Source organism: Streptomyces aureoversilis (assembly GCF_042657885.1).
Lineage (GTDB): Bacteria > Actinomycetota > Actinomycetes > Streptomycetales > Streptomycetaceae > Streptomyces > Streptomyces aureoversilis.
Genome location: NZ_JBHSKJ010000005.1, coordinates 194,454 through 221,076, shown reverse-complemented (window position 1 = coordinate 221,076; position 26,623 = coordinate 194,454). Strand labels below are relative to the sequence as shown.

General features: G+C 74.7%; 22 protein-coding genes and 1 pseudogene. 16 read left to right on the top strand and 7 right to left on the bottom strand.

Going from position 1 to position 26,623, the window contains the following annotated elements:
• Nucleotides 1-59: 59 nt before the first annotated feature.
• Nucleotides 60-683 carry a LysE family translocator gene (locus tag ACFPP6_RS11035; protein WP_382039675.1) on the bottom strand — a complete coding sequence of 208 codons (624 nt, stop codon included), beginning with the start codon at nt 681-683 and terminating at the stop codon, nt 60-62.
• 71 nt (nt 684-754) lie between these two features.
• The gene (locus ACFPP6_RS11030; RefSeq protein WP_382039672.1) at nt 755-1,627 is read right to left on the bottom strand and encodes an NmrA family NAD(P)-binding protein; all 873 of its coding nucleotides are present in this window, start codon (nt 1,625-1,627) and stop codon (nt 755-757) included.
• Between the two features lie 115 nt (nt 1,628-1,742).
• Between ACFPP6_RS11030 and ACFPP6_RS11025 the strand changes: the two genes are divergently transcribed.
• From ACFPP6_RS11025 to ACFPP6_RS10985, 9 genes are all read left to right on the top strand, one after another.
• Nucleotides 1,743-2,690, top strand: coding sequence for an AraC family transcriptional regulator (locus ACFPP6_RS11025; protein ID WP_382039669.1), 948 nt, complete (start codon nt 1,743-1,745; stop codon nt 2,688-2,690).
• A 350-nt stretch (nt 2,691-3,040) separates the two neighbouring features.
• Nucleotides 3,041-4,129 (top strand): PLP-dependent cysteine synthase family protein, encoded by a 1,089-nt coding sequence (locus ACFPP6_RS11020; RefSeq protein WP_382039666.1) that lies wholly within the window; start codon nt 3,041-3,043, stop codon nt 4,127-4,129.
• Between the two features lie 75 nt (nt 4,130-4,204).
• Nucleotides 4,205-5,485: an ATP-grasp domain-containing protein gene (locus tag ACFPP6_RS11015; RefSeq protein WP_382039664.1), complete on the top strand. Its 1,281-nt coding sequence runs from the start codon at nt 4,205-4,207 to the stop codon at nt 5,483-5,485.
• Entirely contained in the window at nt 5,482-6,153 is a 672-nt protein-coding gene (locus tag ACFPP6_RS11010; RefSeq protein ID WP_382039661.1) for an NADPH-dependent FMN reductase, read from the top strand. Before ACFPP6_RS11015 ends, ACFPP6_RS11010 begins: the two co-directional genes overlap by 4 nt.
• Complete coding sequence (gene epsC, locus ACFPP6_RS11005) at nt 6,150-6,845, top strand: serine O-acetyltransferase EpsC (RefSeq protein WP_382039659.1); 696 nt, start codon at nt 6,150-6,152, stop codon at nt 6,843-6,845. The genes ACFPP6_RS11010 and epsC overlap by 4 nt, the downstream gene beginning before the upstream one ends.
• Nucleotides 6,842-7,522 (top strand): class I SAM-dependent methyltransferase, encoded by a 681-nt coding sequence (locus tag ACFPP6_RS11000; RefSeq protein WP_382039656.1) that lies wholly within the window; start codon nt 6,842-6,844, stop codon nt 7,520-7,522. The genes epsC and ACFPP6_RS11000 overlap by 4 nt, the downstream gene beginning before the upstream one ends.
• Nucleotides 7,523-7,600: 78 nt before the next feature.
• Complete coding sequence (locus ACFPP6_RS10995; RefSeq protein WP_382039653.1) at nt 7,601-8,881, top strand: MFS transporter; 1,281 nt, start codon at nt 7,601-7,603, stop codon at nt 8,879-8,881.
• A 100-nt stretch (nt 8,882-8,981) separates the two neighbouring features.
• Complete coding sequence (locus tag ACFPP6_RS10990; RefSeq protein WP_382039650.1) at nt 8,982-9,797, top strand: VOC family protein; 816 nt, start codon at nt 8,982-8,984, stop codon at nt 9,795-9,797.
• A gap of 152 nt (nt 9,798-9,949) precedes the next feature.
• Nucleotides 9,950-10,819 carry an AraC family transcriptional regulator gene (locus ACFPP6_RS10985; RefSeq protein WP_058045464.1) on the top strand — a complete coding sequence of 290 codons (870 nt, stop codon included), beginning with the start codon at nt 9,950-9,952 and terminating at the stop codon, nt 10,817-10,819.
• 85 nt (nt 10,820-10,904) lie between these two features.
• Here the strand turns inward: ACFPP6_RS10985 and ACFPP6_RS10980 are convergent, their stop codons facing one another.
• Nucleotides 10,905-12,047, bottom strand: coding sequence for a uroporphyrinogen-III synthase (locus tag ACFPP6_RS10980; RefSeq protein ID WP_382039647.1), 1,143 nt, complete (start codon nt 12,045-12,047; stop codon nt 10,905-10,907).
• Nucleotides 12,048-12,239: 192 nt separating this feature from the next.
• Between ACFPP6_RS10980 and ACFPP6_RS10975 the strand changes: the two genes are divergently transcribed.
• The 6 genes and pseudogenes from ACFPP6_RS10975 (at nt 12,240) to ACFPP6_RS10950 (ending at nt 21,032) form a co-directional block, all read left to right on the top strand.
• A complete protein-coding gene (locus tag ACFPP6_RS10975; protein WP_382039644.1) occupies nt 12,240-14,438 on the top strand; it encodes a molybdopterin oxidoreductase family protein in 2,199 nt (732 codons plus the stop codon).
• The gene (locus ACFPP6_RS10970) at nt 14,435-15,862 is read left to right on the top strand and encodes an NAD(P)/FAD-dependent oxidoreductase (RefSeq protein WP_382039641.1); all 1,428 of its coding nucleotides are present in this window, start codon (nt 14,435-14,437) and stop codon (nt 15,860-15,862) included. Before ACFPP6_RS10975 ends, ACFPP6_RS10970 begins: the two co-directional genes overlap by 4 nt.
• Nucleotides 15,862-18,468 carry a nitrite reductase large subunit NirB gene (gene nirB, locus ACFPP6_RS10965; protein ID WP_382039638.1) on the top strand — a complete coding sequence of 869 codons (2,607 nt, stop codon included), beginning with the start codon at nt 15,862-15,864 and terminating at the stop codon, nt 18,466-18,468. The genes ACFPP6_RS10970 and nirB overlap by 1 nt, the downstream gene beginning before the upstream one ends.
• Nucleotides 18,465-18,797, top strand: a pseudogene (gene nirD / locus ACFPP6_RS10960) (nitrite reductase small subunit NirD); the annotation flags it as partial. The gene nirB and the pseudogene nirD, both read left to right, overlap by 4 nt.
• Nucleotides 18,798-18,821: 24 nt before the next feature.
• The gene (locus tag ACFPP6_RS10955; RefSeq protein ID WP_382040136.1) at nt 18,822-20,252 is read left to right on the top strand and encodes a nitrate/nitrite transporter; all 1,431 of its coding nucleotides are present in this window, start codon (nt 18,822-18,824) and stop codon (nt 20,250-20,252) included.
• 3 nt (nt 20,253-20,255) lie between these two features.
• Nucleotides 20,256-21,032, top strand: coding sequence for a sirohydrochlorin chelatase (locus ACFPP6_RS10950; protein ID WP_382039635.1), 777 nt, complete (start codon nt 20,256-20,258; stop codon nt 21,030-21,032).
• 301 nt (nt 21,033-21,333) lie between these two features.
• Here ACFPP6_RS10950 and ACFPP6_RS10945 read toward each other — a convergent pair whose 3' ends face one another.
• Together ACFPP6_RS10945 and ACFPP6_RS10940 are read right to left on the bottom strand one after the other, a co-directional pair.
• Nucleotides 21,334-21,804 (bottom strand): pyridoxamine 5'-phosphate oxidase family protein, encoded by a 471-nt coding sequence (locus tag ACFPP6_RS10945; RefSeq protein WP_382039633.1) that lies wholly within the window; start codon nt 21,802-21,804, stop codon nt 21,334-21,336.
• Between the two features lie 82 nt (nt 21,805-21,886).
• On the bottom strand, nt 21,887-23,161 hold the full coding sequence (locus ACFPP6_RS10940) for a globin domain-containing protein (protein WP_382039630.1): 1,275 nt from the start codon (nt 23,159-23,161) through the stop codon (nt 21,887-21,889).
• Between the two features lie 243 nt (nt 23,162-23,404).
• On the opposite strand from ACFPP6_RS10940, the gene ACFPP6_RS10935 reads away from it, so the two are divergent.
• Nucleotides 23,405-24,121, top strand: a complete 717-nt coding sequence (locus ACFPP6_RS10935; RefSeq protein WP_382039627.1) for a response regulator — start codon at nt 23,405-23,407, stop codon at nt 24,119-24,121.
• A gap of 147 nt (nt 24,122-24,268) precedes the next feature.
• Here ACFPP6_RS10935 and ACFPP6_RS10930 read toward each other — a convergent pair whose 3' ends face one another.
• Both ACFPP6_RS10930 and ACFPP6_RS10925 read right to left on the bottom strand, forming a co-directional pair.
• Nucleotides 24,269-25,720, bottom strand: coding sequence for a sensor histidine kinase (locus ACFPP6_RS10930; RefSeq protein ID WP_382039624.1), 1,452 nt, complete (start codon nt 25,718-25,720; stop codon nt 24,269-24,271).
• A 310-nt stretch (nt 25,721-26,030) separates the two neighbouring features.
• Entirely contained in the window at nt 26,031-26,471 is a 441-nt protein-coding gene (locus ACFPP6_RS10925; RefSeq protein ID WP_382039621.1) for a YciI family protein, read from the bottom strand.
• Nucleotides 26,472-26,623: the final 152 nt, after the last annotated feature.

Genomic DNA, 26,623 nt, shown 5'->3' with positions numbered 1-26,623 from the left:
CACGCGGGGGTGGCCGGACACCCCCGCAGGCCCCCCGCAGGCGGGCCGGGCCGGGCGGGTCAGGTCGTCGCGACCCGTACCGAGATGCCCGCCAGGACCGTGCCCATCACGTAGCGCTGCATCCGCAGCCACCGCGGCCGGCGGCGCAGGAAGCCCGCGATGGAGCCGGCGCTCATGGCGATCAGGGCGTTGCCGGTGACGGCGACGGCGATCAGGGTGAGGCCGAGGACGAGGCTCTGACCTGCCACGGAGCCCCGGTCGGGGTCGATGAACTGCGGCAGCACGGAGATGAAGAGGATGGCGATCTTCGGGTTGAGGAGGTTGGTGACCAGGCCCATCGTGAAGAGCTTGCGCGCCGGGTCCGGCGGCAGCGGCTTCGGGTCGAACGCGGAGACCCCGCCGGGCTTGAGGGTCTTCCACGCGAGGTAGGCCAGGTAGGCGGCGCCGGCCAGTTTGAGGACCGTGTAGACGGCGGGCACGAGGCTGAAGAGCGTGGCGAGGCCGGCGACGGCGGCCAGCAGGTAGACGAAGAAGCCCACCGCGACGCCCAGCAGGGAGACGAGCCCGGCCCGCCGCCCCTGCGTGATCGAACGGGACACCAGGTAGATCATGTTGGGGCCGGGGGTGAGGACCATGCCGAGTTCTACGGCGGCTATGCCCACCAGCGCCTGAGTGCTGACCATGCGACTCCTCCGGGAGTGTGGGGTGCCGGCGGCCGGTCGGACCGTGGCCCCGCCCACCGCCGGTGATCACGTCATTCAACCCGGGCCCACGCCCCCGTGGCGGCAATTTTCGTGGCGTACACACCGAAGTCGGCGGCCTCGCGGCCCAGGACGCGCCGCACCCCGTCGGCGGGCTCGGCCGTGTGACCTGCGCGGTGCAGGGCGAAGAGCGCGTTCAAGGCCGTCGCGGCCGCCTCGGGCAGTCCTGCCGCGAGCAGTTCGGCGCGGTACTCCTCCGGCGTCAGCTCCACGTAGGCGATCTCCCGCCCCGTGGCGCGGGCGATCGTCGCGACGGCCTCGCCGAAGGTCAGCCCGCGCGGCCCGGAGACCTCGTACACGTCGTCGGTGTGCTCGGCGCCGCTGCGCGTGAGCAGCGCCGCAGCCACCTCGGCGATGTCGTCCGCGTCGACGAACGGCTCGGGCACGTCCCCGATCGGCAGCCCGAGACGCCCCTCGCGGACCGGCTGCCACCACAGGTCCTCGCTGAAGTTCTGGCTGAAGTTGCTGGCCCGGACGATCGCCCACTCGGCGCCGGAGCCGCGGACGGCCTCCTCGGCGACGGCCATGCCCTGCCCGAAGTCCGGCCCGACGTGCGCGATCCCGCGCCCGGAGAGGACCACGAACCGGCGCACGCCCGCCTCGACGGCCTGCCGCACGAAGACGGGCACCGCCTCGTACCCCTCGTCCGGGGCGATGAGGTAGACGGCCGAGGCCCCTTCGAGGGCGGCGGCCCACGTGCCGGGCTCCGTCCAGTCGAAGCGGACCTCGCCGGAGCGGGACGCCGCCCGGGCCGGGACACCCGCGGCACGGAGGGCGCGGACGACCCGGCGGCCGGTCTTGCCGGTCGCGCCGAGGACGAGGACGTCGTGGGGGGAAGTCGTGTTCTTGGAAGCGGTGTTCGTCATGGGTACAGCCAACCCGCCGGCCGCGGCGCCCACCATGGGCGACAGTCCGGGGCGCATGTCCGGGCGTACGAGCCGCCCGGACGAGCCGTCCGGCAGGCCGCATATCGTGCCCTCCATGGACCCTTTCGATGATCTGTTGCGGGGTGTGCGTGCCAACGGCGCCGTCTTCGGGGGGTCGGTGCTGTCGCCGCCGTGGGCGCTGCGGTTCACCGACGACGTCTTCCTGACCTTGTGCGCACCGCTGCGCGGCGGGGGCTGGCTCGTTCCGGCGGAGGGCGGGCCGCGGCGGCTGACCGCGGGCGAGACGGCGATCGTGCGCGGTCCGGACCCGTTCGTCTTCACGGACGATCCGGACTCCCTGGAGGGCGTCGCCGGCCCCGTGCGGGAGGTGTCCTGCGGCGGCCCGGACGCGGCGGGCCCGGGAGACCCGGCCGGCGGGGGCGTGGACGGGCGGACAGTGCTCATGGCGGGCGCCTACCGCGTGCCGGGGGAGGTTCCGCGCCGGCTGCTGCAGGTGCTGCCGCCCGTGCTCGTCGTCCCGGACGACCACCACGACTGCTCGTCGATGCGCGGGTACCTGGAGTCGCAGCTGTCCGCGCGCCTGCCCGGGCGGCAGATCGTGGTGGACCGGCTGCTGGACTGGCTGCTGGTGTGCACGCTGCGGGACTGGTTCGACCGGCCCGAGGCGGCGTCGCCCGCCTGGTACCGGGCGCTGGGGGACGAGGTCGTGGGTCCCGTCCTGCGCGCGATGCACGAGGCGCCGCACCGGGCGTGGACCCTGGCCTCGCTGGCGGCGGTCGCGGGCGTGTCGCGCTCCACGTTCGCCAAGCGCTTCCACGAGCTGCTCGGGGAGCCGCCGCTGGCGTACCTCACGGAGTGGCGGATGACGCTGGCCGTGGACCTGCTCGGCGAGCCGGGGGCCACGCTGGCATCGGTCGCGCACCGGGTGGGATATGCCGATCCGTTCGGATTCAGCACGGCGTTCAAGCGGGTCCGGGGGGTGAGCCCGAGCGCATACCGGGCCGGACGGAAAGCGGCTGATCAGCCGGTTTTCGCGGGCTGAATCACCGGAATCCTTACCCGGGGCCCAAACATAGGAATACGCCGAAGGTGGCCGGAAATTACGCCCGGGGGAGCGGGGCGCCCGCACCCTGTGCTTTACGCAACTCCCTTGCGCAAAGCGGAACTTGAGCGTCCGAATCACCGTGCGACCTGCCGCTACCCGTAGTGTCCGGGGAAAGCAACCGGCCATCTTTTCCCTGCAAATGTGACGGCAATCACAATCCTCGTGGCGTAAGTCGCCATTCCGCCTAGGGTGATCGCGCTGCCCGATGAAGTACCGAAGTGCTGAAGTGCTGATGAAAAACTGCACTGTGGATTGCTTTGCTTGTTAACCGCTCAGGGAGGCTGACGGTGGATAAGGCCGGCGACATCGACAACCCCGCACCCCCCTCACCCCCTTCCCTGTTGCTCTCCACCCGTCCCGAACCACTGGAAGCGCCCTATCCGCCCGGCAGCCTGGACCTGGACGGGGCCGCGGTGGACCATGCGGCCCTGGAGGACCGGTACCCGGTCTACGCGAAGTTCGGGCAGGAACTCGGGAACACACCCCTGATCGAACTGCCGGGCCCGGACGGCGGCGCAACGGTGCTCGCCAAGTGCGAGTGGGAGAACCCGGCCGGTTCCATCAAGGACCGCGTCGCCTACGCCCTGCTCGGCAGCGCCCTGCAGCGGCACGGCGCCCGCCCGCTCGACGAGCTCCGCGTCCTGGAGTACTCCGGCGGCAACCTCGCGAACGCCCTCTCCCACCTCTGCGCGGAGCTGGGCATCCGCTCCCGCTTCGTCCTGTCCTCGGCGAGCCCCCGCAGCCTCCTCGACACCCTCGCCGGGCGCGGTGCGCGCGTCGACCTCGTCGACAAGGAGCGCGGCTTCCTCGACGTGGTGCGCGAGGCCCTGCGCATCGCCGCCGAGGAGCCCGAGTGGACCCTGCTCTACCAGCACCGCAACCCCGCCAACGTCCTGCTGCAGGAGCGCACCACCGGCGCGGAGCTCACCGCGCAGCTCGGCGGCCGCGTCCCGGACGCCTGGGTGGCCTCCATCGGGACCGGCGGCACCCTCATCGGCGTCCTGCGGGCGCTGCGCGCACGCTTCCCCGCCGTCCGGGCCGTCGGCGTCACCCCCGCCGAGCTGCCGTACGGAAGCGAGCAGCCGCCCAACGGGCAGCGCAAGTACGCCGGTTCCGGCGGTATGGGTCACGGCATCCGGCAGCCGTTCGTGACGCTCCACGACGACGAGGTCGAGCACCGCACGGTGTCCTATCCGCGCGCCTTCGCCGCCATGGGCGAGTTCCACGACCTCACCGGCCTGCGCATCGGCAGCTCTGCCGCCGCCAACTGGCTCGCCGCGAAGGAGACGGCCGCCGCGCTGCCGCCCTCGGCGACGGTCGTCACCGTGCTTCCCGACGCCGGGACGCCCGAGGAGTGGGAGCAGCTCGGACGATGACGCGCCACGCCGCCGCAACCACCGCAACCACCGCAACCCTCACAGTGACGACAACGACCTCCGAGGGGCGCTGAGATGGCTCACCTGGTCCTGGTCGAGACGACCCCGACGGCCGGTTTCAAGGTCGTGAGCGAGGCCGTCGCGCTCGGCCACGAAGTGACCTTCGTGGCCCACTCCCTCGACCCCTACCTCGCCGCGGAGGGCGGCGAGGAGGCGCTGAAGACCCCGACCCGGCTGCTCACCGGAGTCCCCACCACGGACCCGGCAGGCCTGCTCGACGTCATCGGCTCCCTCCACCGCAAACACCCCGTGCACGGCGTGCTCGCCCTCAGCGAGGGCCACCTGCCCGCCACAGCGGAGGTCGCCGAGGCCCTCGGCCTGCCCTTCGAGAGCTCCGAGGTGATGCGGCGCCTGCGCGACAAGCACGCCGTGCGCGAGCTCCTGGGCGCCGCGGGCGTCCCGCAGCCGGCCTTCCGGCGGGCCCTGACGGTCGCTGAGGCCGTGGCCGCGGCCGGGGAGCTCGGCTACCCGGTCGTGGTCAAGCCGGCCGACGGCTTCGGCTCGCTCCACGTCGGCGTCGCGAACGACGCCGTCGAGGTCGCCGCCCTGGCGGAGGCCATCGCCGGGACGCGCTCCTACGGGCGCGGTGTCGCCGGCAGCGGAGTGGCGCTGCTGGAGGCGTACGTCCCCGGCCCCGTCGTCAGCTGCGAGATGGTGACCGTCGACGGCGTCAGCACCCCGTACGGCTGCGTGGACCGCATGCTGGCCCCCGCGCCGCACCCGGTCGAGCTGGGCGGCTGCTTCCCCGCCGAGCTCGCCGACGACGTGCGCGAGGCCGTCGTGCGCGTATGCACCGACGCGCTCGCCGCCGTCGGCATCCGCCGCGCGCACACCCACACCGAGGTGGTCCTCGGGCCGGACGGGCCGCAGATCATCGAGATCAACGGCCGGCTCATCGGCGGCTACGTCCCCACGATGATCAACTACGTCCTGGAGCGGAACATCTACCACGACGTCGTCGAACTGGCCCTCGGCGGCAGCCCGTCACCCTCACCCGTGCACGGCGTGGGCTGCATCCGGGCCATCACCGCACCCGTGTCCGGCGTGCTCGCCGGCATCGACGCGGACGCGGCGCGGCAGGCCCCCGGCACGGCGGAGGTCATGCTGCACGCCAGGCCCGGGCAGGAGGTGCGCCCCGCCCGGAACAACTTCGACCGGCTCGGCTTCCTCATCACCACGGCGGCGACGGCCGCCGAGGCGCGCAAGGCGGCGGAAGAGGCGCACGACCTCGTACGGGTGACGGTGGACGGCAGCGACGGCAGCGACGGCCGGAACGCTGCGGAGGACGCGTCGTGACCGCCGCCCGTCCGCGCGTGCTGTGCGTCGCCGGGAGCCCGAGCGCCGGCTCCCACACCCGCGCCCTCGTCGGGCACATCGGCGGCCTCCTGGAACGGCGCGGCTTCGACAGCGGGCTCGCCGACCTCGCCGTGCTCGACCTTCCGCGCAGCCACCCCGACCACTACTGGAGCGAGGATCCCCACCCCGTCGTCCAGGCACGCGAGTTCATCGGGGCCGTGCTCGCCAGCGACGCGCTGGTCATCGGGACGCCCGTCTACCACTCCGGGTACTCCGGGCTGCTGAAGAGCGCCGTGGACCTCCTGCCGTCCGACGCCTTCGCGGGCAAGGCCGTCGCCCTGGTCTCCCACGCCAGCGGGCCGCGCGGCTCGGCCACCGCCTGCGAGCAGCTCCGCCAGGTCGTGAAGGCCCTGGGCGGCTGGGCGGTGCCGATGCAGGTCAGCACGGTCTCCGCGGACTTCACGCCGGCGGCCGGAGGACAGCGGGACTTGGACGTGACGGGCCCGGTGCACGCGCGCTGCGTGGAACTCGCCGACCAGCTGACGGCGTTCACGCGGGCGATGCGGGGTGCGGCTGACAGCGGCACGACCGCCGAGGGCACCGCGGGGGACACCACCGAAAACACCACCGAAAACACCGCCGAGCACTCCGCGGAGGTGGCGGCATGACCCCGCCCCTGCCACCGTCCCCGGCCCCGTCCCTCCTGCCCCGCAGCCTGCGCCTCCTGCGCGAGGACCTGAAGGTCGTCGCCGACCGCGACCCCGCCGTGCGCAGCCGCGGCGAGGCGCTCCTCGCCCCCTTTCTGCCGGCCCTGTGGCTGCACCGCCCGGCGAGCGGGCTGCACGCGCGGGGCCACCGGGTCACGGCCCGCGTGCTGTCGCTCGTCGGCCGCTTCCTGTCCGGCGGGGTCGACATCCACCCGGGTGCGCGCGTCGGGCGGCGGCTGTTCATCGACCACGGCGCGGCCGTGATCATCGGCGAGGACGCCGTGATCGGCGACGACGTCACCCTCTACCACCAGGTCACGATCGGCGCGATCGGCTGGTGGCGGGACCGCCACCGGCTGCCGGGCGAGCGGCGCCACCCCACCCTCGGCGACCGCGTCGTGGTGGGGGCGGGCGCCTCCGTCCTCGGCCCTGTGTGCATCGGCGACGACAGCCTCGTCGGCGCGCACGCGCTGGTGACGGCCGACGTCCCGGCCGGGTGCCGGGTGTGGGCGCCGAAGAGCGAGGTCCACCCGAGGGGCAAGCCCTCCGTGGTGCGGGCCGCCGGCACGGAAGCGGTGGCGGACGTGACGGCGAACGTGACGACCAACGTGACAGCGAAGGCCACGGCGAAGAGGAAGCGAGGCGGTCTGTGAGTACGGGCACGGGCACTGATACGGGTACGGGTACCGGTACCGGCACCGGGGAGCACGCGGGCTACCGCGAGCTGCTGCGCGAGGCGTTCGTCCGGCGCTACGAGGACGGCGCGGACTCCTGGAGCGAGGAGCCGGCCATGCGGGAGCTCGTGCCGCTGCTCTGCACGGAACTCGCGCCGGGCAGCTCCGTCATCGACATCGGGGCGGGCCGCGGCCGCGACATGGAGCTCCTGCTCGCCCAGGGCCACCGGGTAACCGCGGTCGACCTCGTACGGCTGCCCGACTGGGAGGACATAGCCCGCCGGTACGGCGCCGCGGCCGCCTTCGAGGTCGGCAACTTCGCCGACCTGGCGGACGACCGCGTCTTCGACGCCGCCGTCGACAACGGCGTGCTCCACCACCAGGCCCCGGAGGACTACGCGCCCTACCTGGCCAACGTGCGGCAGCGGCTGCGCCCCGGCGGGCTGCTGGCCGTCAGCCTCTTCACCACGGCGGAGGAGCTCGCCGAGGGCGTCCTGAACCGCGCCGAGGACGGCCGCCTGTCGCGGTGGTTCAACGAGCGGGAGGCGACGGAGCTGCTGGCCGGGGCGGGCTTCACGGTGACCGCCGTGCGGACCGTGCGCAGAGAGCTGCCGGGCCTCGCCTACCTGCTGGTCCTTGCCCGCCGCGACGCGTAGTCCGTACGTGCGATCCGGACGCGCATTCCGGACGCCTCACCCCGACGCGTAACCCGTACGAAGGCCTGGTTGGTTCCGATGACCGCTCCGTCCCGAGGGGGCCCCGCCGCGGCCGCCCCCGCACCGGCGTCCGCGAAGCCGGGCAGCCGCATGTTCGCCTCGCTCGCCGTCCGCAACTACCGCTACTTCTTCTTCGGCCAGTTCATCTCGAACTCCGGTACGTGGATGCAGTTCGTCGCCCAGGACTGGCTGGTCTTCCACCTCACCGGCAGCACGTTCGCGGTGGGCGTCACCACGGCCCTGCAGTTCCTGCCGGTGCTGCTGCTCGGCCTGTTCGGCGGGGTGGTGGCCGACCGGTACCCGAAGCGGCGGATCCTGCTCACCACGCAGGGCGCGATGGGCCTGTTCGCCGCGGCCCTCGCCGTACTGACGCTGACCGACGTCGTCGCGGTCGCACACGTCTACGTCTTCGCGTTCCTGCTCGGCCTCATGAACGTCTTCGCCAACCCCGCGATCCAGACGTTCGTCCCCGAGATGGTGGGCCCCGAGCGCGTCGCGAACGCGGTGAGCCTGGGCGCGGTGAACTTCCAGAGCGCCCGGCTGCTCGGCCCCGCCGCCGCCGGACCGCTGATCGTCGTCATCGGCAGCGGCTGGGCGTTCGCCCTCAACGCGCTGTCCTACGTCGCGGTGATCGCCTCGCTGCTGGCCGTACGGGCCTCGGAGCTGCTGCCGGCGGCGCCGCAGCGGCGCGAGAAGGGCCAGATCAGGGCGGGCCTGCGGCACGTGCGGGAGCACCCCGAGCTCGTCCGTCCCATCGTCCTGGTCGGCTTCGTCTGCACCTTCGGTTTCAACTTCCCCACCCTGCTCTCGGGCTTCGCGTACAACGTCTTCGACGGCGGCGCGAAGGAGTTCGGCTTCCTCACGACGGCGGTCGGCCTGGGCGCCCTGGCCGGAGCCCTGATGTCGGCGCGGCGGCGCAGCAGCCGCACGGTGGTGCTGGTGGGGACGGCGGCCGCCTTCGGCGCCCTGGAGGCCGTGACGGCACTCGCGCCGTCCGTCTGGCTCTTCGGGGCACTGATGGTGCTGGTGGGTCTACTGAGCGTGACGTTCTCCACGACCGCCAACTCCCTCGTCCAGCTCCACACCGATCCCGCGATGCGCGGCCGCGTCATGGGCCTGTACATGCTCGTGTACACGGGCGGGACGCCCATCGGCGGCCCGGTGGTGGGCTGGGCGGTCCAGCACTACGGGGCGAGGGCCGGAATCCTGGCGTGCGGGCTCGTCGCGGTGGCCGCGGCGGTGATCGTCGGGCTGATCGCGCTGCGCGCTCCCCGTGCGGGGGCCGTCGCGGGTGGCTAGCGTGGCATCGGGGGAACGCTCGGGAATGCTCGGGAACGCTGGGGATCGCCGGCTGATCACTCGCTGATCGCTCGCCGATCGCCGGGAAGGAGCCGGGACCATGGCCGCGCAAGCAGAGGGCATGCCGTGCTGGGCCGACGCGATGTTCACGGACATCGAGAAGGCCAAGGAGTTCTACGGTGACGTCCTGGGATGGACGTTCGGCGAGAGCGCGACGGAGTTCGGCAACTACACCGAGGCGTACTCCGACGGAAAGGCCGTGGCCGCCGTCGTACCCCCCATGCCGGGCCAGGAGGGCAAGTCCGCCTGGTGCCTGTACTTCGCCTCGCCCGACGCCGCCGCCACCGCGGAGAAGATCCGCGCGGCCGGCGGCGAACTGCTGATGGAACCGATGACGGTCGGCGACTTCGGCACCATGGTCCTCGCCCGCGACCCCGCCGGCGTCACCTTCGGCGTCTGGCAGGCCGGCACGCACGAGGGCTTCCAGAAGCGCGGCGAGCCCGGCGCGTACTGCTGGGCCGAGGTCTTCACCCGCGAGCCCGGCAAGGCCGACGCCTTCTTCCCCGCCGTCTTCCCCTACGGGCTGCAGCACATGGAGGGCGAGGCGGACGCCGGCGACGAGCAGATCGACTTCAAGCTCTTCAGCCTCGGCGGCGACACGGTGCTCGGCCGGATGGCGATGGGCGAGGAATTCCCGCCGGAGATCCCTCCGTACATCCAGATCTTCTTCGCGGTCGGCGACTGCGACGCGGCGGTCGCCAAGGCCAGGGACCGCGGGGGCGAACTCCACTTCGGCCCGATGGACAGCCCCTTCGGCCGCTTCGCGGCCCTGACCGACTCCCAGGGCGCGTCCTTCGCCGTCATCGACCTGAACACGACGAAGGGCGCGATGCCGGAGCTGACGGACGAGAAGTGAGGACCTCCTCGGCGTAGACCTCCCCGGGCTACCGCTCGCCGATGCACGTGGGCCGCCCGTACTGGTCCGCCCCGACCGGACCGGGCACAGGATGTCGGGTCCGGCAGGGTGCAGCCTTCCTAACGTGAGGGACGTAAAGGAAGGAGACCGAGGTGCTGGAGCGGCTGAACGAGGCCCTGGAACACATCGAGTCGCATCTCGATCAGCGCATCGAGGTGACCGAGCTGGCACGGATCGCGGTGACGTCGGAGTACCACTTCCGCCGGATGTTCTCCGCGCTGGCGGGGATCCCGCTGTCGGAGTACATCCGGCGCAGGCGGCTCACCGTCGCGGGCGCCGAGGTGCTCGCCGGGGAGCGGACGCTGCTGGAGATCGCGGTGCGCTACGGCTACGGCTCGGGGGAGGCGTTCGCGCGTGCCTTCCGGGCCGTGCACGGTGTGGGCCCGGGCGAGGCCCGGCGGGCCGGTGCGGCCCTGAACTCCCAGCCCCGGATGTCCTTCCGCCTCGTCGTCGAAGGGAGCAGCAGCATGCGATACCGGGTCGTGGAGAAGGAACAGTTCCGTGTGGTCGGCAAGAAGGTCCGGGCCCCGCTGGTCCACGAGGGGGTGAACCCGGCGATCGCCGGCTTCATCCGGGGCATCGACCAGGAGACGATACGGCGCATCGCCGCCCTGTCCGACCAGCAGCCGGAGGGCATCGTAGGAGTGAGCGACGACCTGGACCCGAGCCGGGCGGAGGGCACCGAACTCGACTACTACCACGGTGTGGTGACCGGATCCGACGCCGTCCCCGAGGACATGGACGCACTCGCCGTCCCGGCCGGCACGTGGGCCGTCTTCGAGAGCTCCGGGCCGTTCCCGCAGGCGCTCCAGCACCTGTGGCGGGACGTCTTCACCCAGTGGTTCCCGTCCAACCCCTACCGCAGCCGCCCCGGCCCCGAAATCCTCCGCACCCGCCTGTCCCAGGACGCGGCACGGGCGGACGCGGAACTCTGGATCCCGGTGGAGCGGACCGAGGCCTGAACGCCGGCCACGCCGGCCTGAACAGCGGCGCGCTGCCCGGCCGGGCAGCGCGCCGCCGTGCACGCCTGCGCGGTCCGTGGGCGCCTCACCCCTCCACCGCCAGCCGGTACCCCCTCTTCGGGACCGTCCTGATCAGGCTCGCGTGCGCCCCCAGTGCGCTGCGCAGGCGGCCCACCGCCGCCTCGACCGCGTGTTCGTCCGTCTGGCCGGCGTCCCAGACGCGGCGCAGGAGTTCGCCCCGGCTGAGGACCCAGCCGGGGCGTTCGGCGAGGGTGCGGAGGATCGCGGCGGGGAGCGGGGGGAGCCAGAGGGCTTCGTCGCCGGCTATGAGGGCGTTGCCCTGGAGGACGAGGGGGCGGGGGCCGTTGCGGAGGGTGCGGCGGTCGCGGGTGGGGAGGATCTGGGTGAGGGTGCGGACGAGGGCGCCGAGTCGGCCGCGTTCGGGCTGGACGGTGGGGACGCCGGCGTCCTCCAGGGGGCGGGCGCAGACGGAGCCGACGCACACGGGCAGAACGGGGCCCCGGAGGGCGTCGAGGACCTGCGCGGACAGGCCGGCCTCGCGCGCGCAGGCCAGGAAGAAGTCGATGGCCGGGGCGCTGGTGAAGGTGAGGGCGTGGACCTCGTGGCGTACGGTCTGCTCGACGAGGCGCCGGGCGGCGCCCGGGTCCTCGGGCTGCGTCCAGCGGTAGACGGGCACTTCGATGACCTCGGCCCCGCGCTCGCGCAGGGTGTCCGCGAAGCCCGGGAGGGGCGCGCCGTGTTCCTGGACGGCGATGCGGCGGCCGGCGAGGTCGCGGGCGAGGAGCCAGGCCAGGAGTTCGTCGCACGCCTCGGAGCCGGGCGAGTAGGCCTCGGCCAGGCCGCTGGCGCGGACGGCGCCGGTCGCCTTGGGGCCCCGGCTGAGGACTTCCGCGCCCCGGCAGGCCCCGGCGAGCCCGGCGCCGTGCCCCCAGCCCTCGGCGGCGCTCATCCAGCCGCGCCAGCCGACGCCGGTGGTGGCGACGACGTAGTCGAGGGGGCCGGTGAGGCAGCGTTCGGTGGCGCGGCGCAGGGCCACGTCGTCGTCGAGCGGGACGATGCGCATCGTGGGCGCTTCGACGACGCGGGCGCCCCTGCGCCTGAGCAGGGCCGTGAGTTCGTCGCGCCGGCGGTCGGCGGTGACGCCGACGACGTAGCCGAGGAGCGGTCCGGGGGCGGGGGGTGTGCGGGGAGAGGTGCCGGTTCCCATGCTGCGCATGTTCGGACGACGGGGTTTCGGGGTCGTTGCGGGCCCGTCACGCAGGGGTAAGGGAAGGCGTCCGGCAGGTTACGGCGCATGTCGTACGCCCGACGCCGCCTGCCCGGCCGTGTGAACAGCGTGTACCGCACGGGCAACATGGCCGACGCGGAGGCGTAACGCCGCGGCGTGATCCTCGGTGCCATGACGACGACCGGCACCGATCCCGCCAGGGCCACCGACAGCCACTGCCCCTACTGCGCCCTGCAGTGCGGCATGCGGCTGCGCCCGCTCCCGGCCGGCGGCCCGGAGCCGGTCGAGGTCCTGGAGCGGCCGGACTTCCCCGTCAACCTCGGCGCCCTGTGCGGCAAGGGCCGGGCGGCCGCGGCCGTGCTGCGCCCCGGCGCCCGGCTCGCGCAGCCCCTCGTCCGCGACGCCCGGAGCGACCCACTCCGCCCCGCCTCCTGGGACGAGGCCCTCGACCGGGTGGCCGCGGGCCTGACGGCGGCCCGGCAGCGGTACGGGCGGGACGCCGTCGGTGTCTTCGGGGGCGGCGGGCTGACGAACGAGAAGGCGTACCTGCTGGGCAAGTTCGCGCGGGTCGCCCTGCGCACCGCGAACATCGACTACAACGGCCGCTTCTGCATGTCGTCCGCGGCGGCCGCGCACCGGCGGGCGTTCGGCATCGACCGCGGCCTGCCGTTCCCCATGGCGGACATCGCCCGTACGGACTGCGTGATCCTGGTCGGCGCGAACCCGGCGGAGACGATGCCGCCGGCGCTGCGCTACTTCCGCGAGCTGCGCGAGAACGGCGGCCGGCTGATCGTCGTCGACCCGCGCCGCACGCGCACCGCCGAGCAGGCCGACCTGCACCTGCAGCCGCTCCCCGGCACGGACCTCGCGCTCGCGCTCGGGCTGCTGCACCTGCTGATGGCCGACGGCCACCTGGACGAGGACTTCATCGCGCGCCGCACGACGGGCTTCGCGCAGGCCCGCGCCGCCGCCATGGCCCACTGGCCGGAGCGCGTGGAGCGGCTGACGGGCGTGCCGGTGGCGCAACTGTCCGCGGCGGCAGCGATGTTCGGCGGGGCCGGGCAGGGCATGGTGCTGACCGCGCGCGGCCCCGAGCAGCAGAGCAAGGGCACGGACACGGTCAGCGCCTGGATCAACCTGTGCCTGGCGGCCGGCAAGGCGGGGCGCCCCGGGTCCGGCTACGGCTGCCTCACCGGCCAGGGCAACGGCCAGGGCGGCCGGGAACACGGGCAGAAGGCGGACCAGCTGCCCGGCTACCGCTCGATCACCGACCCCGAGGCCCGCGCCCACGTGGCCGCGGTGTGGGGCGTCGACCCCGCCGCCCTGCCCGGGCCGGGGCGCAGCGCGTACGAGCTCCTCGACGTCCTCGGCCGCGACGGCGGCGTCCGCGCGCTGCTGCTCATGGGTTCCAACCCCGTGGTGTCGGCGCCCCGCGCCGCCCACGTGACCGAGCGGATCCGCGCGCTGGACTTCCTCGCCGTGAGCGACGTCGTCCTCTCCGAGACGGCCCGGCTGGCCGACGTGGTGCTGCCCGCCACCCAGTGGGCGGAGGAGACCGGCACGACGACGAACCTGGAGGGGCGGGTGATCCTGCGCCGCAAGGCCGTCGACGCCCCGGAGGGCGTCCGCAGCGACCTCGCCGTCCTGCACGGGCTCGCCGCCCGGCTCGGCGTGCCCGAGGGGTTCCCCGAGGACCCCGAGGAGGTCTTCGAGGAGCTGCGGCGCGCCTCGGCGGGCGGCCAGGCGGACTACGCGGGCATCAGCTACGACCGCATCCGCGACGAGGACGGCGTCTTCTGGCCGTGCCCCGGCGAGGACCACCCCGGCACGCCGCGCCTCTTCCTGGACCGCTTCGCCACCCCCGACGGGCGGGCGCGGTTCGCGGCGGTGTCGCACCGGCCCGCCGCGGAGGAGCCGGACGGCGACTACCCGCTGTTCCTGACGACGGGCCGCGTCGTCTCCCAGTACCAGAGCGGCGCCCAGACCCGGCGCGTCGACGAGCTCAACAAGGCCGCGCCGGGCCCCTTCGTGGAGCTCCACCCCGTCCTCGCCGGCCGGCTCGGGGTCGAGGAGGGCGAGCTGCTGGCCGTCAGCAGCAGGCGCGGGCGGGCGGTCGCCCCGGCCCGCGTCACCGACACCGTCCGGCCCGACACCGTCTTCATGCCCTTCCACTGGGGCGGCGCGGGCCGCGCCAACTCGCTGACGAACCCGGCCCTCGACCCCGTCTCGCGCATGCCGGAGTTCAAGGTGTGCGCGGTGCGCGTCGAGCGGGCCGCCCCTGCCTCGGCCGCCCCCACCTCGGCCTCCTCCCCCACCTCGGCCTCCTCCGCCGCCTCCGCCGCCTCCGCCGCCACGGAGGCGGACCGGTGACGCGCCGGATCGCCGTCGTGGGCGCGGGCATGGCCGCCGCCCGGTTCGCCGACCGGTTCCAGGCCCTCGGCGGGGACGCGGAGGTGACGCTGTACGGAGCCGAGCCCTGCGCCCCGTACAACCGGGCGCTGCTCGCCGACGCCCTCACGGGCCGCTACGCCGCGGACGACCTCACGCTGCCGTCCGGCGACGCGCGGCTGCGGACGGGCTGCGCGGTGACGGGGCTCGACACCGTCGCGCACACCCTGCGGCTGGCGGACGGCGCGCACGTCGCCTACGACGAGCTCGTGCTGGCCACCGGCGCCGAGCCGGTCCTGCCGTCCGTCGGCGGGCTGTGCGGCGCCGACGGCCGCCCGCGGCCCGGAGTGCACGTGCTGCGCACCGCCGCCGACTGCCGCAGCCTGGCCGGCGCGGCGGCGCACGCCCGCCGCGCGGTGGTCATCGGCGGCGGCGTGCTCGGGGTGAGCGCGGCCCGCGCCCTGGCCGCCCGGGGCCTGCCGGTGACGCTCGTCCACCGGGCCGGCCACCTCGTCGAGCGCGACCTGGACGGCCCGGCGGGCGGGATCCTGCGCCGGGGCCTGACGGAGCTGGGCGTCGAAGTCCTCACGGACAGCGTGGCGGAGGAGGTGCTGACGTCCCTCCCGGAGACCGTGGCACAGGCGGTCCGGGCGGGCGCCGCGGGGCGCACAGGCCGTCCGTCTCCCACCGTTCCCACCGCCCGGGCCCCGCGCCCCGTCACCGCCGTCCGGCTCTCCGACGGCCGGCTGCTGGACGCCGGCCTCGTCGTCGCCGCCTGCGGCGTCGTGCCCCGCACCGCGCTCGCCCGCGCCGCCGGGCTCCCCGTCCGCACCGGAGTCGTCGTCGACGACCGGCTCTCCTGCGCCCCGGACGCGTACGCGATCGGCGACTGCGCCGAGCACCGCGGCACCGCGCACGGCACGGCCGGCGCCGCCTGGGACCAGGCCGACGTGCTGGCCGCACGGCTCTCCGGCGCCGCACCGGACGCCGTGTACCCGGGCTCGCGCCCGTACACCCGGCTGACGGCCGGTCCCCTGGCGTACGCGGCGTTCGGCGAGACCGGACCCGAGGCGCCCGGGCCCGAGACCCCCGGGGTCGACGTCCTGCGGCTCGCCGACGCGACCCGCGGCTCGTACAAGAAGCTCCTGCTGCGCGGCGACCGGATCGTCGGCGGCATCCTCCTCGGCGACCCGGCGGCGGCCGGCGCCCTGGTCCGCGCCTACGAGCGGGACGAGCCCGTGCCCGGCGACCCCCTCCACCTGCTCGCGGCACCACCCCTGCAGCTGCCCGCGGCACCGCACGCGCCCCCCTCCGCGGCACCGCCCCCGCCCCCTTCCACGGCACCGCGCCCTCCTTCGTCCACCCCACCACTCCCGCCCCTGCCCACGGCCCGAGGAGCCTCCTGATGACGGTGAAACACCTGGTCCTGATCGGCCACGGCATGGTCGGCCAGCGCTTCCTGGAAGCCCTGACCGAGCGGACGCCGGAGTGGCAGGTGACCGTCCTGGCCGAGGAGCCGCGGCCCGCGTACGACCGCGTCCACCTGACCTCCTGGTTCTCCGGCACCTCTGCCGAGGAGCTCTCCCTGTGCAGCCCGGGGTTCGTGGCGGAGCACGGCATCGACCTGCGGCTCGGCGACCCGGCCACCGCCGTCGACCGGGCGGCGCGGACCGTCACCACCGCCTCCGGCCGCACCTTCCCCTACGACGCCCTGGTGCTGGCCACCGGCTCGTACCCCTTCGTGCCGCCCGTCCCCGGCCACGACGCCCCGGGCTGCCACGTCTACCGCACCATCGAGGACCTGGAGGCGATCAGGGAGGGCGCCCGCACGGCCCGCACCGGCGCGGTCATCGGCGGCGGTCTCCTCGGGCTGGAGGCCGCGGGCGCGCTGCAGGCCATGGGGCTGGAGACCCACGTCGTGGAGTTCGCGCCCCGGCTGATGGCGCTCCAGGTGGACGACGGCGGCGGCGCCGTCCTGCGCCGGAAGATCGAGGAGCTCGGCGTCGCCGTGCACACCGGCGCCGGCGCCCAGCAGGTCGACACGGACGACGACGGCCGGACCCGCGGCCTCACCCTCTCCGACGGCACCGCGCTCGCCGCCGACCTGGTGATCTTCTCCGCCGGGGTGCGCCCGCGCGACGAGCTGGCCCGCGCCTGCGGCCTGCCCGTCGGCGAACGCGGCGGCATCGTCGTCGACGACCACTGCCGCACGGGCGACCCCGCCGTCCTCGCCATCGGCGAATGCGCGCTCGCCTCCGACGGCCGCGTGTACGGGCTCGTCGCGCCCGGCTACGCCATGGCAGAGACGGCCGCGCGCCACCTCTCCGGCGGCGAGGGCACCTTCACCGGCGCCGACACCTCCACCAAGCTCAAGCTCCTCGGCGTCGAGGTCGCGAGCTTCGGCGACGCGCACGGCACCACCCCGGGCGCCCTCGACGTGCTGTACTCCAGCAGCCGCGACGGCGTGTACAAGAAGCTGGTCATCGGCGCCGACGGCGCGCTCCTCGGCGGCGTCCTGGTCGGCGACGCGGAGGCGTACGGCCTGCTGCGCCCCCTCGCCGCCAGCGGCACGCCGCTGCCCGCCCCGCCCGAGCAGCTCGTGCTGCCCGCCTCCGCCGGGGCGCCCGCCGGGCCGGTGGCCCTGCCCGACGAGGCGGTCGTCTGCTCCTGCCACCACGTCACCAAGGGCGCGGTCAGGGAGGCGGTGCGGGACACGGGCTGCACGAGCGTGCCCGACGTCAAGAAGTGCACCAGGGCCGGTACGGGCTGCGGCAGCTGCATCAAGATGCTCGGCACCATCGTCAACGACGAGCTCGCCGCGACCGGCGCCGAGGTCGCCCGCGGCCTGTGCGAGCACTTCGACCGCACCCGCGCCGAGCTCTACGAGATCATCCGCGTCAAGGGCATCGACAGCTTCTCCCGGCTCGTCGACGAACACGGCACCGACCCGCGGCGGTCCGGCGAGGGCTGCGACGTCTGCAAGCCCGTCGTCGCCTCGATCCTCGCCAGCCTCGGCAACGGGCACATCCTCGACGGCGAACAGGCCGCCCTCCAGGACACCAACGACCACTTCCTGGCCAACCTGCAGCGCAACGGCTCCTACTCCGTCGTCCCGCGCGTCCCCGGCGGCGAGATCACCCCCGAGGGCCTCATCGTCATCGGCGAGATCGCCCGCGACTTCGGCCTCTACACGAAGATCACCGGCGGGCAGCGGATCGACCTCTTCGGCGCGAGCGTCGACCAGCTCCCGCGGATCTGGCAGCGGCTCGTCGACGCCGGCTTCGAGTCCGGGCACGCCTACGGCAAGGCCCTGCGCACCGTGAAGTCCTGCGTGGGGGAGACCTGGTGCCGCTACGGCGTGCAGGACTCCGTCGGCCTCGCCATCGAACTGGAGCTGCGCTACCGCGGGCTGCGCGCCCCGCACAAGCTGAAGTCCGCCGTCTCCGGCTGCGCCCGCGAGTGCGCCGAGGCGCAGAGCAAGGACTTCGGCGTCATCGCCACCTCCGACGGCTGGAACCTCTACGTCGGCGGCAACGGCGGCGCGACCCCGCGCCACGCCGACCTGCTCGCCTCCGGCCTCGACCGCCCCACCCTGATCCGGACGATCGACCGCTTCCTGATGTTCTACATCCGCACCGCCGACCGGCTGGAGCGCACCGCCCCCTGGCTCGAACGCCTCGAAGGCGGCCTGGACCACCTGCGCGCCGTCGTCATGGACGACGCCCTCGGCATCTGCGCCGACCTCGACGAGCTGATGAACCGTCACATCGAGACGTACGAGGACGAGTGGGCCGCCACCCTCGCCGACCCCGAACGGCTGCGCCGCTTCGCCTCCTTCGCCAACGCCCCCGGCACTCCCGACCCGACCGTCCGCTTCGTCCCCGAACGGGGCCAGATCCGACCCGCCCTGCCGCACGAGCACGCGCGTGAGCACGAGCGTGCGCCCGAGCGCGAGCAGGCCCGTACGACGCCGGTGATCGCCGGTGCCCGGCTGGAGGTGCGTGCACGATGACGACGACCGTGGAGATCCACGACGGAACGGGCTGGCAGCCCGTGTGCGACTGGGAGGCGCTCGTACCCGGGCGCGGCGTCGCCGTCCTGCTCGGCGACCAGCAGGTGGCGGTCTTCCGCGACCGGGCCGGGGAGGTGTACGCCGTCGGCAACCGCGACCCCTTCAGCGGCGCGTACGTCCTCTCGCGCGGCATCCTCGGCAGCCGGGACGGCGTGCCGGTGGTGGCCTCGCCCATGTACAAGCAGGCCTTCGACCTGCGGACGGGCACCTGCCTGGACGAGCCGCTCGCGCCGGACGGCAGCGAGGCGACCGTGCGGGTGTGGCCGGTGCGGCGGGGGGAGGGTCTGCGGGGGATGCCCCCCGCGGTGCCGGCGGGGACGGCGCCGGAAGCGCACGCGCCGGGGACGCCGGAGGCGCCCGCCGACGCGCAGCCACCGCCACCACCACCCCCCGCGTCCCGCCCGCACGACATCGCCGACTGGCGCCCCGAGGACCCCGTCTTCTGGAAGGAGACGGGCGCCCGCGTCGCCCGCCGCAACCTGATCTTCTCCGTGCTCTCCGAGCACATCGGCTTCTCCGTGTGGAGCCTGTGGTCCGTCCTGGTCCTCTTCCTCGGCCCCGAGTACGGCATCGACCCCGCCGGGAAGTTCCTGCTCACCGCCCTGCCGACGGCGCTCGGCGCGGTGCTGCGGCTCCCGTACACCGTCGCCGTGGCCCGCTTCGGCGGCCGCAACTGGACGGTGTTCAGCGCCCTCCTGCTGCTCGTCCCGACCGTGCTGGCCGGCATCGTCCTCGAACCCGGCGTCTCCTACGGGACCCTGCTCGCCGTCGCCTGCGTCGCCGGGGTCGGCGGCGGCAACTTCGCCTCCTCCATGGCCAACATCAACGCCTTCTACCCGCAGCACCTCAAGGGCCGGGCCCTCGGGATCAACGCCGGCGGCGGCAACCTCGGCGTCCCCGCCGTCCAGCTCCTCGGCCTGCTGGTCCTCGCCACCGCGGGCAGCGGCCACCCGCGCCTGCTGCCGCTGATCTTCATCCCGCTGATCGCCCTCGCGGCCCTCGGCGCCGCGCTGCGCATGGACAACCTCACCGCCCTGCGCAACGACAGGCGCGCCCTGCGCGAGATCTGCCGGGAGCCGCACACCTGGGTCATGTCCGTGCTCTACGTCGGCACGTTCGGCTCCTTCATCGGCTTCGGCTTCGCCTTCGGGCAGGTGCTGCAGGTGCAGTTCCAGGAGGACTTCGGGACACCCGTCGCGGCCGCGGGCCTGACGTTCCTCGGCCCGCTGCTCGGCTCGCTGGTGCGCCCGTACGGCGGGCTGCTCGCCGACCGCTGGGGCGGGGCCCGGGTGACGCTGTGGAACTACGGGGCGATGGCCGCGGGCGCCGTGACCGTCCTGGCGGCGTCACGGCAGGGCTCCCTGCCGCTGTTCGTCACCGGGTTCGTGGCGCTGTTCGTCTTCAGCGGCATCGGCAACGGCTCGACGTACAAGATGATCCCGGCGATCTTCCGCGCGCAGGCGCGGACCGCCGTGGCGGCCGGCGCGGACCCGGACGACGCCGAACGGACCTCCCGCCGGCGCGCCTCGGCGCTGATCGGGGTCGCCGGCGCGGTGGGCGCCTTCGGCGGCGTCCTGGTCAACCTCGCCTTCCGCCAGTCCTTCCTGGGCACGCACAACGGCGACGCGGCGTACCTGGCCTTCCTGGCCACGTACGCCCTGTGCGCGGCGCTCACGTGGGCGGTCTACCTCCGGCCGGGCCGCAACCGGCTGGAAGGGGTGTGAGGGATGACTTCGTCGGCTTCGTTCCGACTGCTCGCGGAAGCTCCCGCCCTCGTCGCCGTCGCCCACGGCACCCGCAGCCCGGCCGGGGTCGCCGTGACCGAGGCGCTGGTGGAGCGCGTGCGCGCGCTGCGGCCCGGGCTCGACGTCCGGGCCGGCCACCTCGGCCTCGCGGCGCCGTCGCTGGAATCGGTCCTGGCCGGGCTCGACGGCGCGGCCGTGCTCGTGCCGCTGCTCCTCGGCACCGGTTACCACCTGCGCTCCGACGTCCCCGCCGCGGTGGCGGCCGCGCCGTGGCTGCACTGCCGCACCGCCCCCGCGCTCGGCCCGCACCCGCTGCTCGCCGAGGCCCTCGCCGGGCGGCTGGCCGAGGCGGGGCGGCCGGAGAGGTCCCCGGCGCCGGTCGTCCTCGCCGCCGCGGGCTCCTCCGACCCCGCGGCGGGGGCGGACACCGCTCGCATGGCGCGGCTGCTCGCCCTGAGGCTGGGAACGCGCGTGGTGCCCGCGCACGCGGCCGGGAGCGGTACGAGACCCGCGGACGCCGTGGCCGCCCTGCGGGCCGAGGGCCACGAGGACGTGGCCGTCGCCACCTACCTGACGGCGCCCGGGCACTTCAGCGAGGCGGTGCGCAGGGGAGTGGGGGCCCGGCTCGTCTCGGACCCGCTCGGGCCGCACGAGGCCGTGGCGCGGCTGGTCGTACGCCGGTACGAGGAGGCGGTGCGCCGGGAAGCGGTGCGGCAGGACGTCGTGCGCCGGGAAGCCGTGCGGCAGGGGGCAGCCTGACGGGAGGCCGTCCGCCGCAGCACGCTCGCCGCGCAGGCCCACGCAGGTCGAGGACGCGCACGCATCCTTGGGTCCGCCGCCGCGGGGATCAACCACGACGGTGGAGTCCGGCGGTGCCGTACGGGCTCGGGTGGACCGGGCACCGCCGGACAGGTCCGCGGTGGCGGATCGCCGTCGCCGCGGAAATGAAGGGGCAGGCCCCTTCACGGCTTCAGGAGGCTGTCTTTCACGGCTTCGGGGGGCCGTCCGTCAGGAGACCGCCCGTCAGGGGGCCGTGCCCGGCGGGTGCCGCGTCCGTCCGTCAGCCCGGCCCGTCCGTCAGCCGGACGCCCGTGACGAGCGACGGCCGGATCCGTACCGCGCAGTCCATCCGCTCGTCCCACCACGGCTCCAGCAGGGCCTCGTAGCGGGCGAGCTCGTCCGGGTCGGTGACGAGCGTGCAGTAGCCGGTGACCACGACGCTCCAGCCGAGGTGCGTGCCGGGGTCGATGGCGTCGGCCTCGTAGGCGACGACCACGCCCTGGCCCGGGCCGGGGTCATGGCTCCCGGCGCCCGCCGGCTCCGGACGCGCCGCGAGCCCGGCGAGGGCGGCTCCCTCGTGGGTGCGGATGACGACGTCTCCGCCGTCCACGACGTGGTTGACCGGACGGATGGCGGGCAGGGCGCGGCGGGTGAAGACGACCCGGCCCAGGGAGACGCTGCCCAGGAGCCGGAGGGACTCGGCGCGGCTGAGTTCGACCCGGTGACGGGGAGGTGCGGTGGCGTCGCTCACCCCACCAGTACAGGCGAGCCGATCACCGCGTACCAGGGGCCGTTCGGCCCCTGGGCGGGGGCGGGTCGGGGCCTGCTGCCGGTCACTGGGCACGGTCCGGCAGCGGATCGTGCCGGATGCGGGCGGCCGGGAGCGCCGGGGAGGGGCCCGCCGTGAGCCGGGCCACGAGCGGGCCGACCATGGACGGCGGCCCGCTGACATAGGCGAGGTGCCGGGCCCAGCTCCCGTGCCCCGCGACGACCTCCGCCAGCGCGTGGTGCGCACCGGGCCCCGGCCCCTCGCCGACCACCTGGGTGACCTGCAGCCACGGGTAGCGGCGTCGCAGTTCGTCCGGCTCCTCGGTGTCGTAGGGCGCGGAGGGGTGCCGGACGCCGAGGAAGAGGTGTGCCGCGCAGTGCGCGCTGCGGCGGGCGGCCAGGTCCTGCAGGAGGGCCTTCGCCGCCGCCCACCCGGTGCCGGTCGCAACGAGCAGCAGGTCGTGCGCGAGGTCGTCGTCGAGCGTCATCGTGCCGCTCGCCGGGCCGAGCCGCAGCGTGTCGCCGGGGCGGGTGCGGGTCACGAGGGCCTCGCTGACCCCGCCGCGGCCGGCCAGCCGCACGTGGAACTCCAGCTCGCCGTCCGGCCGGGGCGCGCAGGCCAGCGAGTACTGCCGCCACGCCTGCGGCAGCAGCGGCGAGGCCACGGCCGCGTACTGCCCTGCCCGGTACGGGTACGGCTCGTGCGTCCGCACGCGCAGGACGGCCAGGTCCGGGCGGCGCAGCTCGTGCCCGGTGACCGTGGCCTGCCAGGCGGGCGGCTCGCCGAGCGCGGCCTCCGCGCCCCGGACCATGGCCGCCACCGCGAACCGCAGCATCCGCACCCACGCCTGCTCCACGGCCTCGTTCCACCGCGGGCCCGCCGTGCGGCGCAGCGCCTCGCACAGCGCGGCCTCGAACGCCCGGTAGTGCGCGGGCCGTACGCCCAGCTTGCGGTGGTCGCGGCCGAGGCGGGTGAAGACGGACGCCACCTCGTCCGGGTCGTGCAGGTTCTCGATCAGGTACCAGAAGATCCCTTCGAGGTGCCTGCGCTGGAACTCCATCGACTCCGGGAAGAGGCGCCGCAGGTAGGGCCAGTGCGCGAACATCGCGTCGTAGAGGTGGGCGATCAAGTCCCCGAAGGGTGTGACGGGTTCGAGGTGGTCGACGATCAGGCGCTGGTCGGCGGCGCCGTCGTAGGGCCGCTGGGGCGGCGGCGACCCGGCCCGTTCGCCGGACCCTTCCGCCGCCTGCCGCGCCCCCGGGGACAGCAGCTGCCGGCGCAGCCGCATCGCGTCGTGCCGGGCGAGCAGGGAGTGGTAGGAGTCGTTGACGGTGTTCACGGGTCGGCAGCTCCTCGAGCTCCTCACGCGGGCTGGGACGCGTCAGTATGGCAACGGGCCGCCGGGCCCGCCCGGCCCCGGCCCGCAGGGCCGTTCGGCCCTATCGGGGCGGTGGCGGCGGGGTGTGAGCTGGTTGCGGGGTCCGTGCGAGCGGGCTCCGGCGGGGGCGCCCGCACCCGGTGCGCCGCGCCCCCGCCGGTCCCGGGCGCGCCGCCTCCGTCCGGCCCGGACATACTGCCTCGCATGGAACGGACCGATACGGACATGGCCCCGCAAGTCACCCCGGAAGCGGCCCCCTTGCGGGTCTTCATCCTCGACGACCACGAGGTGGTCCGCCGCGGTGTCCGCGACCTCCTCGAAGCGGAGCCGGACATCGAGGTCGTGGGGGAGGCGGCGACGGGCCGCGAGGCCCTCTCGCGCGTGCCCGCGTCCCGCCCGGACGTCGCCGTCCTCGACGTGCGCCTCGGCGAGCCGGGCGAGGAGGGCGGCGATCACGGCGGCATCGAGGTGTGCCGCGAACTGCGCGCCCGGATGCCCGGTCTGGCCTGCCTGATGCTCACGTCCTTCGACGACGACGAGGCCCTCTTCGACGCCATCATGGCGGGCGCTGCGGGCTACGTCCTCAAGCAGATCAACGGCTCGGAGCTGGTGTCCGCGGTGCGGACGGTGGCCACGGGGAAGTCGACGCTCGACCCGCGCACGGCGTCCCGGGTGATGGCCCGCCTGCGCGAGCCGAGCGAGCCGGAGGTGCCCGAGACGTCGGAGCTCGACCGCCTCTCGCCGCGCGAGCGGGAGATCCTCGACCTCATCGGCGAGGGCCTGACGAACCGCCAGATCGCCGACCGGCTGTTCCTCGCGGAGAAGACGGTCAAGAACCGGATCTCGTCGATCCTGGCGAAGCTGGGGGTGGGCAGGAGGGTGCAGGCGGCGGTGATCGCGGGGAAGGTGCGGAACGGCTGAAGCGGGGGCTCGCCGGGCCCTGGTCCGCGGGTGCTCCGGCCGGTCCGCGGGCGCTCCCGCCGGTCCGCGGGCACTTTCGCCGGTCCGCGGTACTCCGGCTGGTCCGCGGGCCATTCCCCGGTCCGCGGGCACTCCCCCCGGCGCCCCTCAGTCCGGCAGCGGCACACTCCACACGATCCGCGTCCCTCCGCCCTCGGGCGTCTCCACGGCCAGCCGGCCGCCGTGCAGTCCGGCCCGGGACCGCATGTTGGCCAGCCCGCCGCGCCGGGGCGCGGAGCCGACGCCCACGCCGTCGTCCGTGACGGTCAGCGTGGCCGAGGAGGCGTCCACCGTCAGGGCGACGTCCACCCGGCGGGCGCGGGCGTGGCGGGCCGCGTTGCTCAGGGCTTCCACGGCCACCGCGAGGACGTGCTCGGCGAGTTCGCCGGGGACGTCGGTGTCGGCGGGGCCCTCGATGCGCAGGGCGGGGGCGAAGCCCAGCGTCCGCGTGGCCGCCTGCACCGCCTCGGCCATGCCGCGCCGCAGGCTGGGCCCGCCGCCGCGGCCGTCGCCGGCCGTCCGCAGGCCGAAGATGGTCGACCGGATGATCTGGATGGTGGTGTCCAGGTCGTCGACGGCCCGGCCGACGCGCTCGGCGGCTTCGGGCCGGTCGATCAGCCGGGTGGCGCTCTGCAGGGTCATGCCGGTGGCGAAGAGCCGCTGGATGGCCAGGTCGTGCAGGTCGCGGGCGATCCGGTCGCGGTCGTGGAGGACGGCCAGCTCCTCGGACTCGGCGCGCCGCTGGGCGAGTTCGAGGGCGATGGCGGCCTGGTCGGCGAAGCCGGAGATCAGCTTCACCTCGGTGTCGTCGAACGGGGGCCGCCCGGGCCGCCGGTGCAGTCGCAGCGCACCGCATGCGCCGGGGCCGGACGGCAGGGGGACGACGACGGAGGGACCGTCGCCGGGCGCGGTGTCGACGGCGTCCTCGCTGTCGTGCACGACCACGGCGCCGTCCGCGTCCGCGACCTCCCGGGCCCGCTCGGCGATCAGCTTCAGCGCCTCGTCGGCGTCCGTGCCGGACAGCAGGCTGCGGGTGATCTCGCCCAGCGCCTGCAGCCAGCGCTCGCGGCGGCGGCTCTCGTGGTACATGCGGGCGTTGTCGATGGCGACGCCCGCGGCGATGGAGAGCGTGGTGAGGACGGCCTCGTCGTCGGCGTCGAAGGCGGCGCCGCCCCGCTTCTCGGTGAGGTAGAGGTTGCCGAACACCTCCTCGCGGACGCGCACGGGAACGCCCAGGAACGTGCGCATGGGCGGATGGTGCTCGGGGAAGCCGTAGCTGCGCGGGTGCCGGTTGAGGTCGGTGAGCCGGAGCGGGGAGGGGTTGTGGATGAGCTCCCCGAGGATGCCGCGGCCGCAGGGGGTGCGGCCGATGCGCGCGGCGAGCTCCTCGGACATGCCGACGGGCAGGAACTCCGACAGCGTCCCCCCGTCGCCGACGATCCCGAGGGCGCCGTACTCGGCGTCGGTGAGCGTGACCGCGGCCTCGACGATCCCGTGCAGGACCTGGGGGAGCTCCAGCCCGTGCCCGAGGCTCATGACGGCGTCGAGGAGCCCGCGCATCCGATCGGCCGACGGTAACCCGCCGGCTATGTGATCACCCGTCTGGTCCCCGGCCTGATCACCGGCCTGACAACCCGTCGGACGACCGGCCTGATCACCGGTCTGATCTGCGGTTTCCGTCATGACTGCTCCCCGGGCCAGGTACCTGTCCAGCAGCGTACGACAGGGCCGGCCGGCCCTGGGAAAGGGGCCCGCACGGCCCCTGCCGCCGCGCCACGCCACCGGCAAGACTGACGCGAGGCCGGGAGGAGCCGCGTCCCCCTCCCCCGTTGTCCGGAACTCCTCCCGGCCCCGCTCGGCTCAGCTCACCTCAGCCCGTCCCCCGCCTCCCGCCCCCGGCGGCCTCCGCGCCGCTGTCGAGGATGGGGCGGATGACCACGGGGGGCCCGGTCAGGCCCTCGGGGCCGGGACAGCGGGTGATGCGGGCGGCGATCTCGGTGACGCGTTCCGGGGTCGCGCAGTCCAGGACCCAATAGCCGGCGGGGAGCAGGGTCGTCTCGTCGTACGGGTCGTCGGTGATGACGGGGACGCCGTCCGGGCCGCTGCTCACCCAGAGGGTCTGCGCCGGTTCGGCGAGGCCGTTGGCGTCGATGAGTTCGCCGGACGCGGCCAGGTCCTCGCCGATCTTCCCCATGAACGCGAACATCGCCTGCAGGTCCTCCTCGCTCCACGCGGGGCCGCGGGCGGACGCCCTGCCGCTCATCGCGTCGTAGTCGGCCTGCGAGCCCTGCACCATGACGAGGTACCTCATGCGGCCACTGTCGGGGACTACCGGGGAGTACGCCCGGCCGGGTGAGCCGGGCGGGGGGACGGGTGGGGCCGCGCGGGGTGACGTGTGGGGGCGGCCGGCGCGGGCACATGTCGGGTTCCGGGGGCGGCGGACGACGCGAGAGGGAGGCTGCA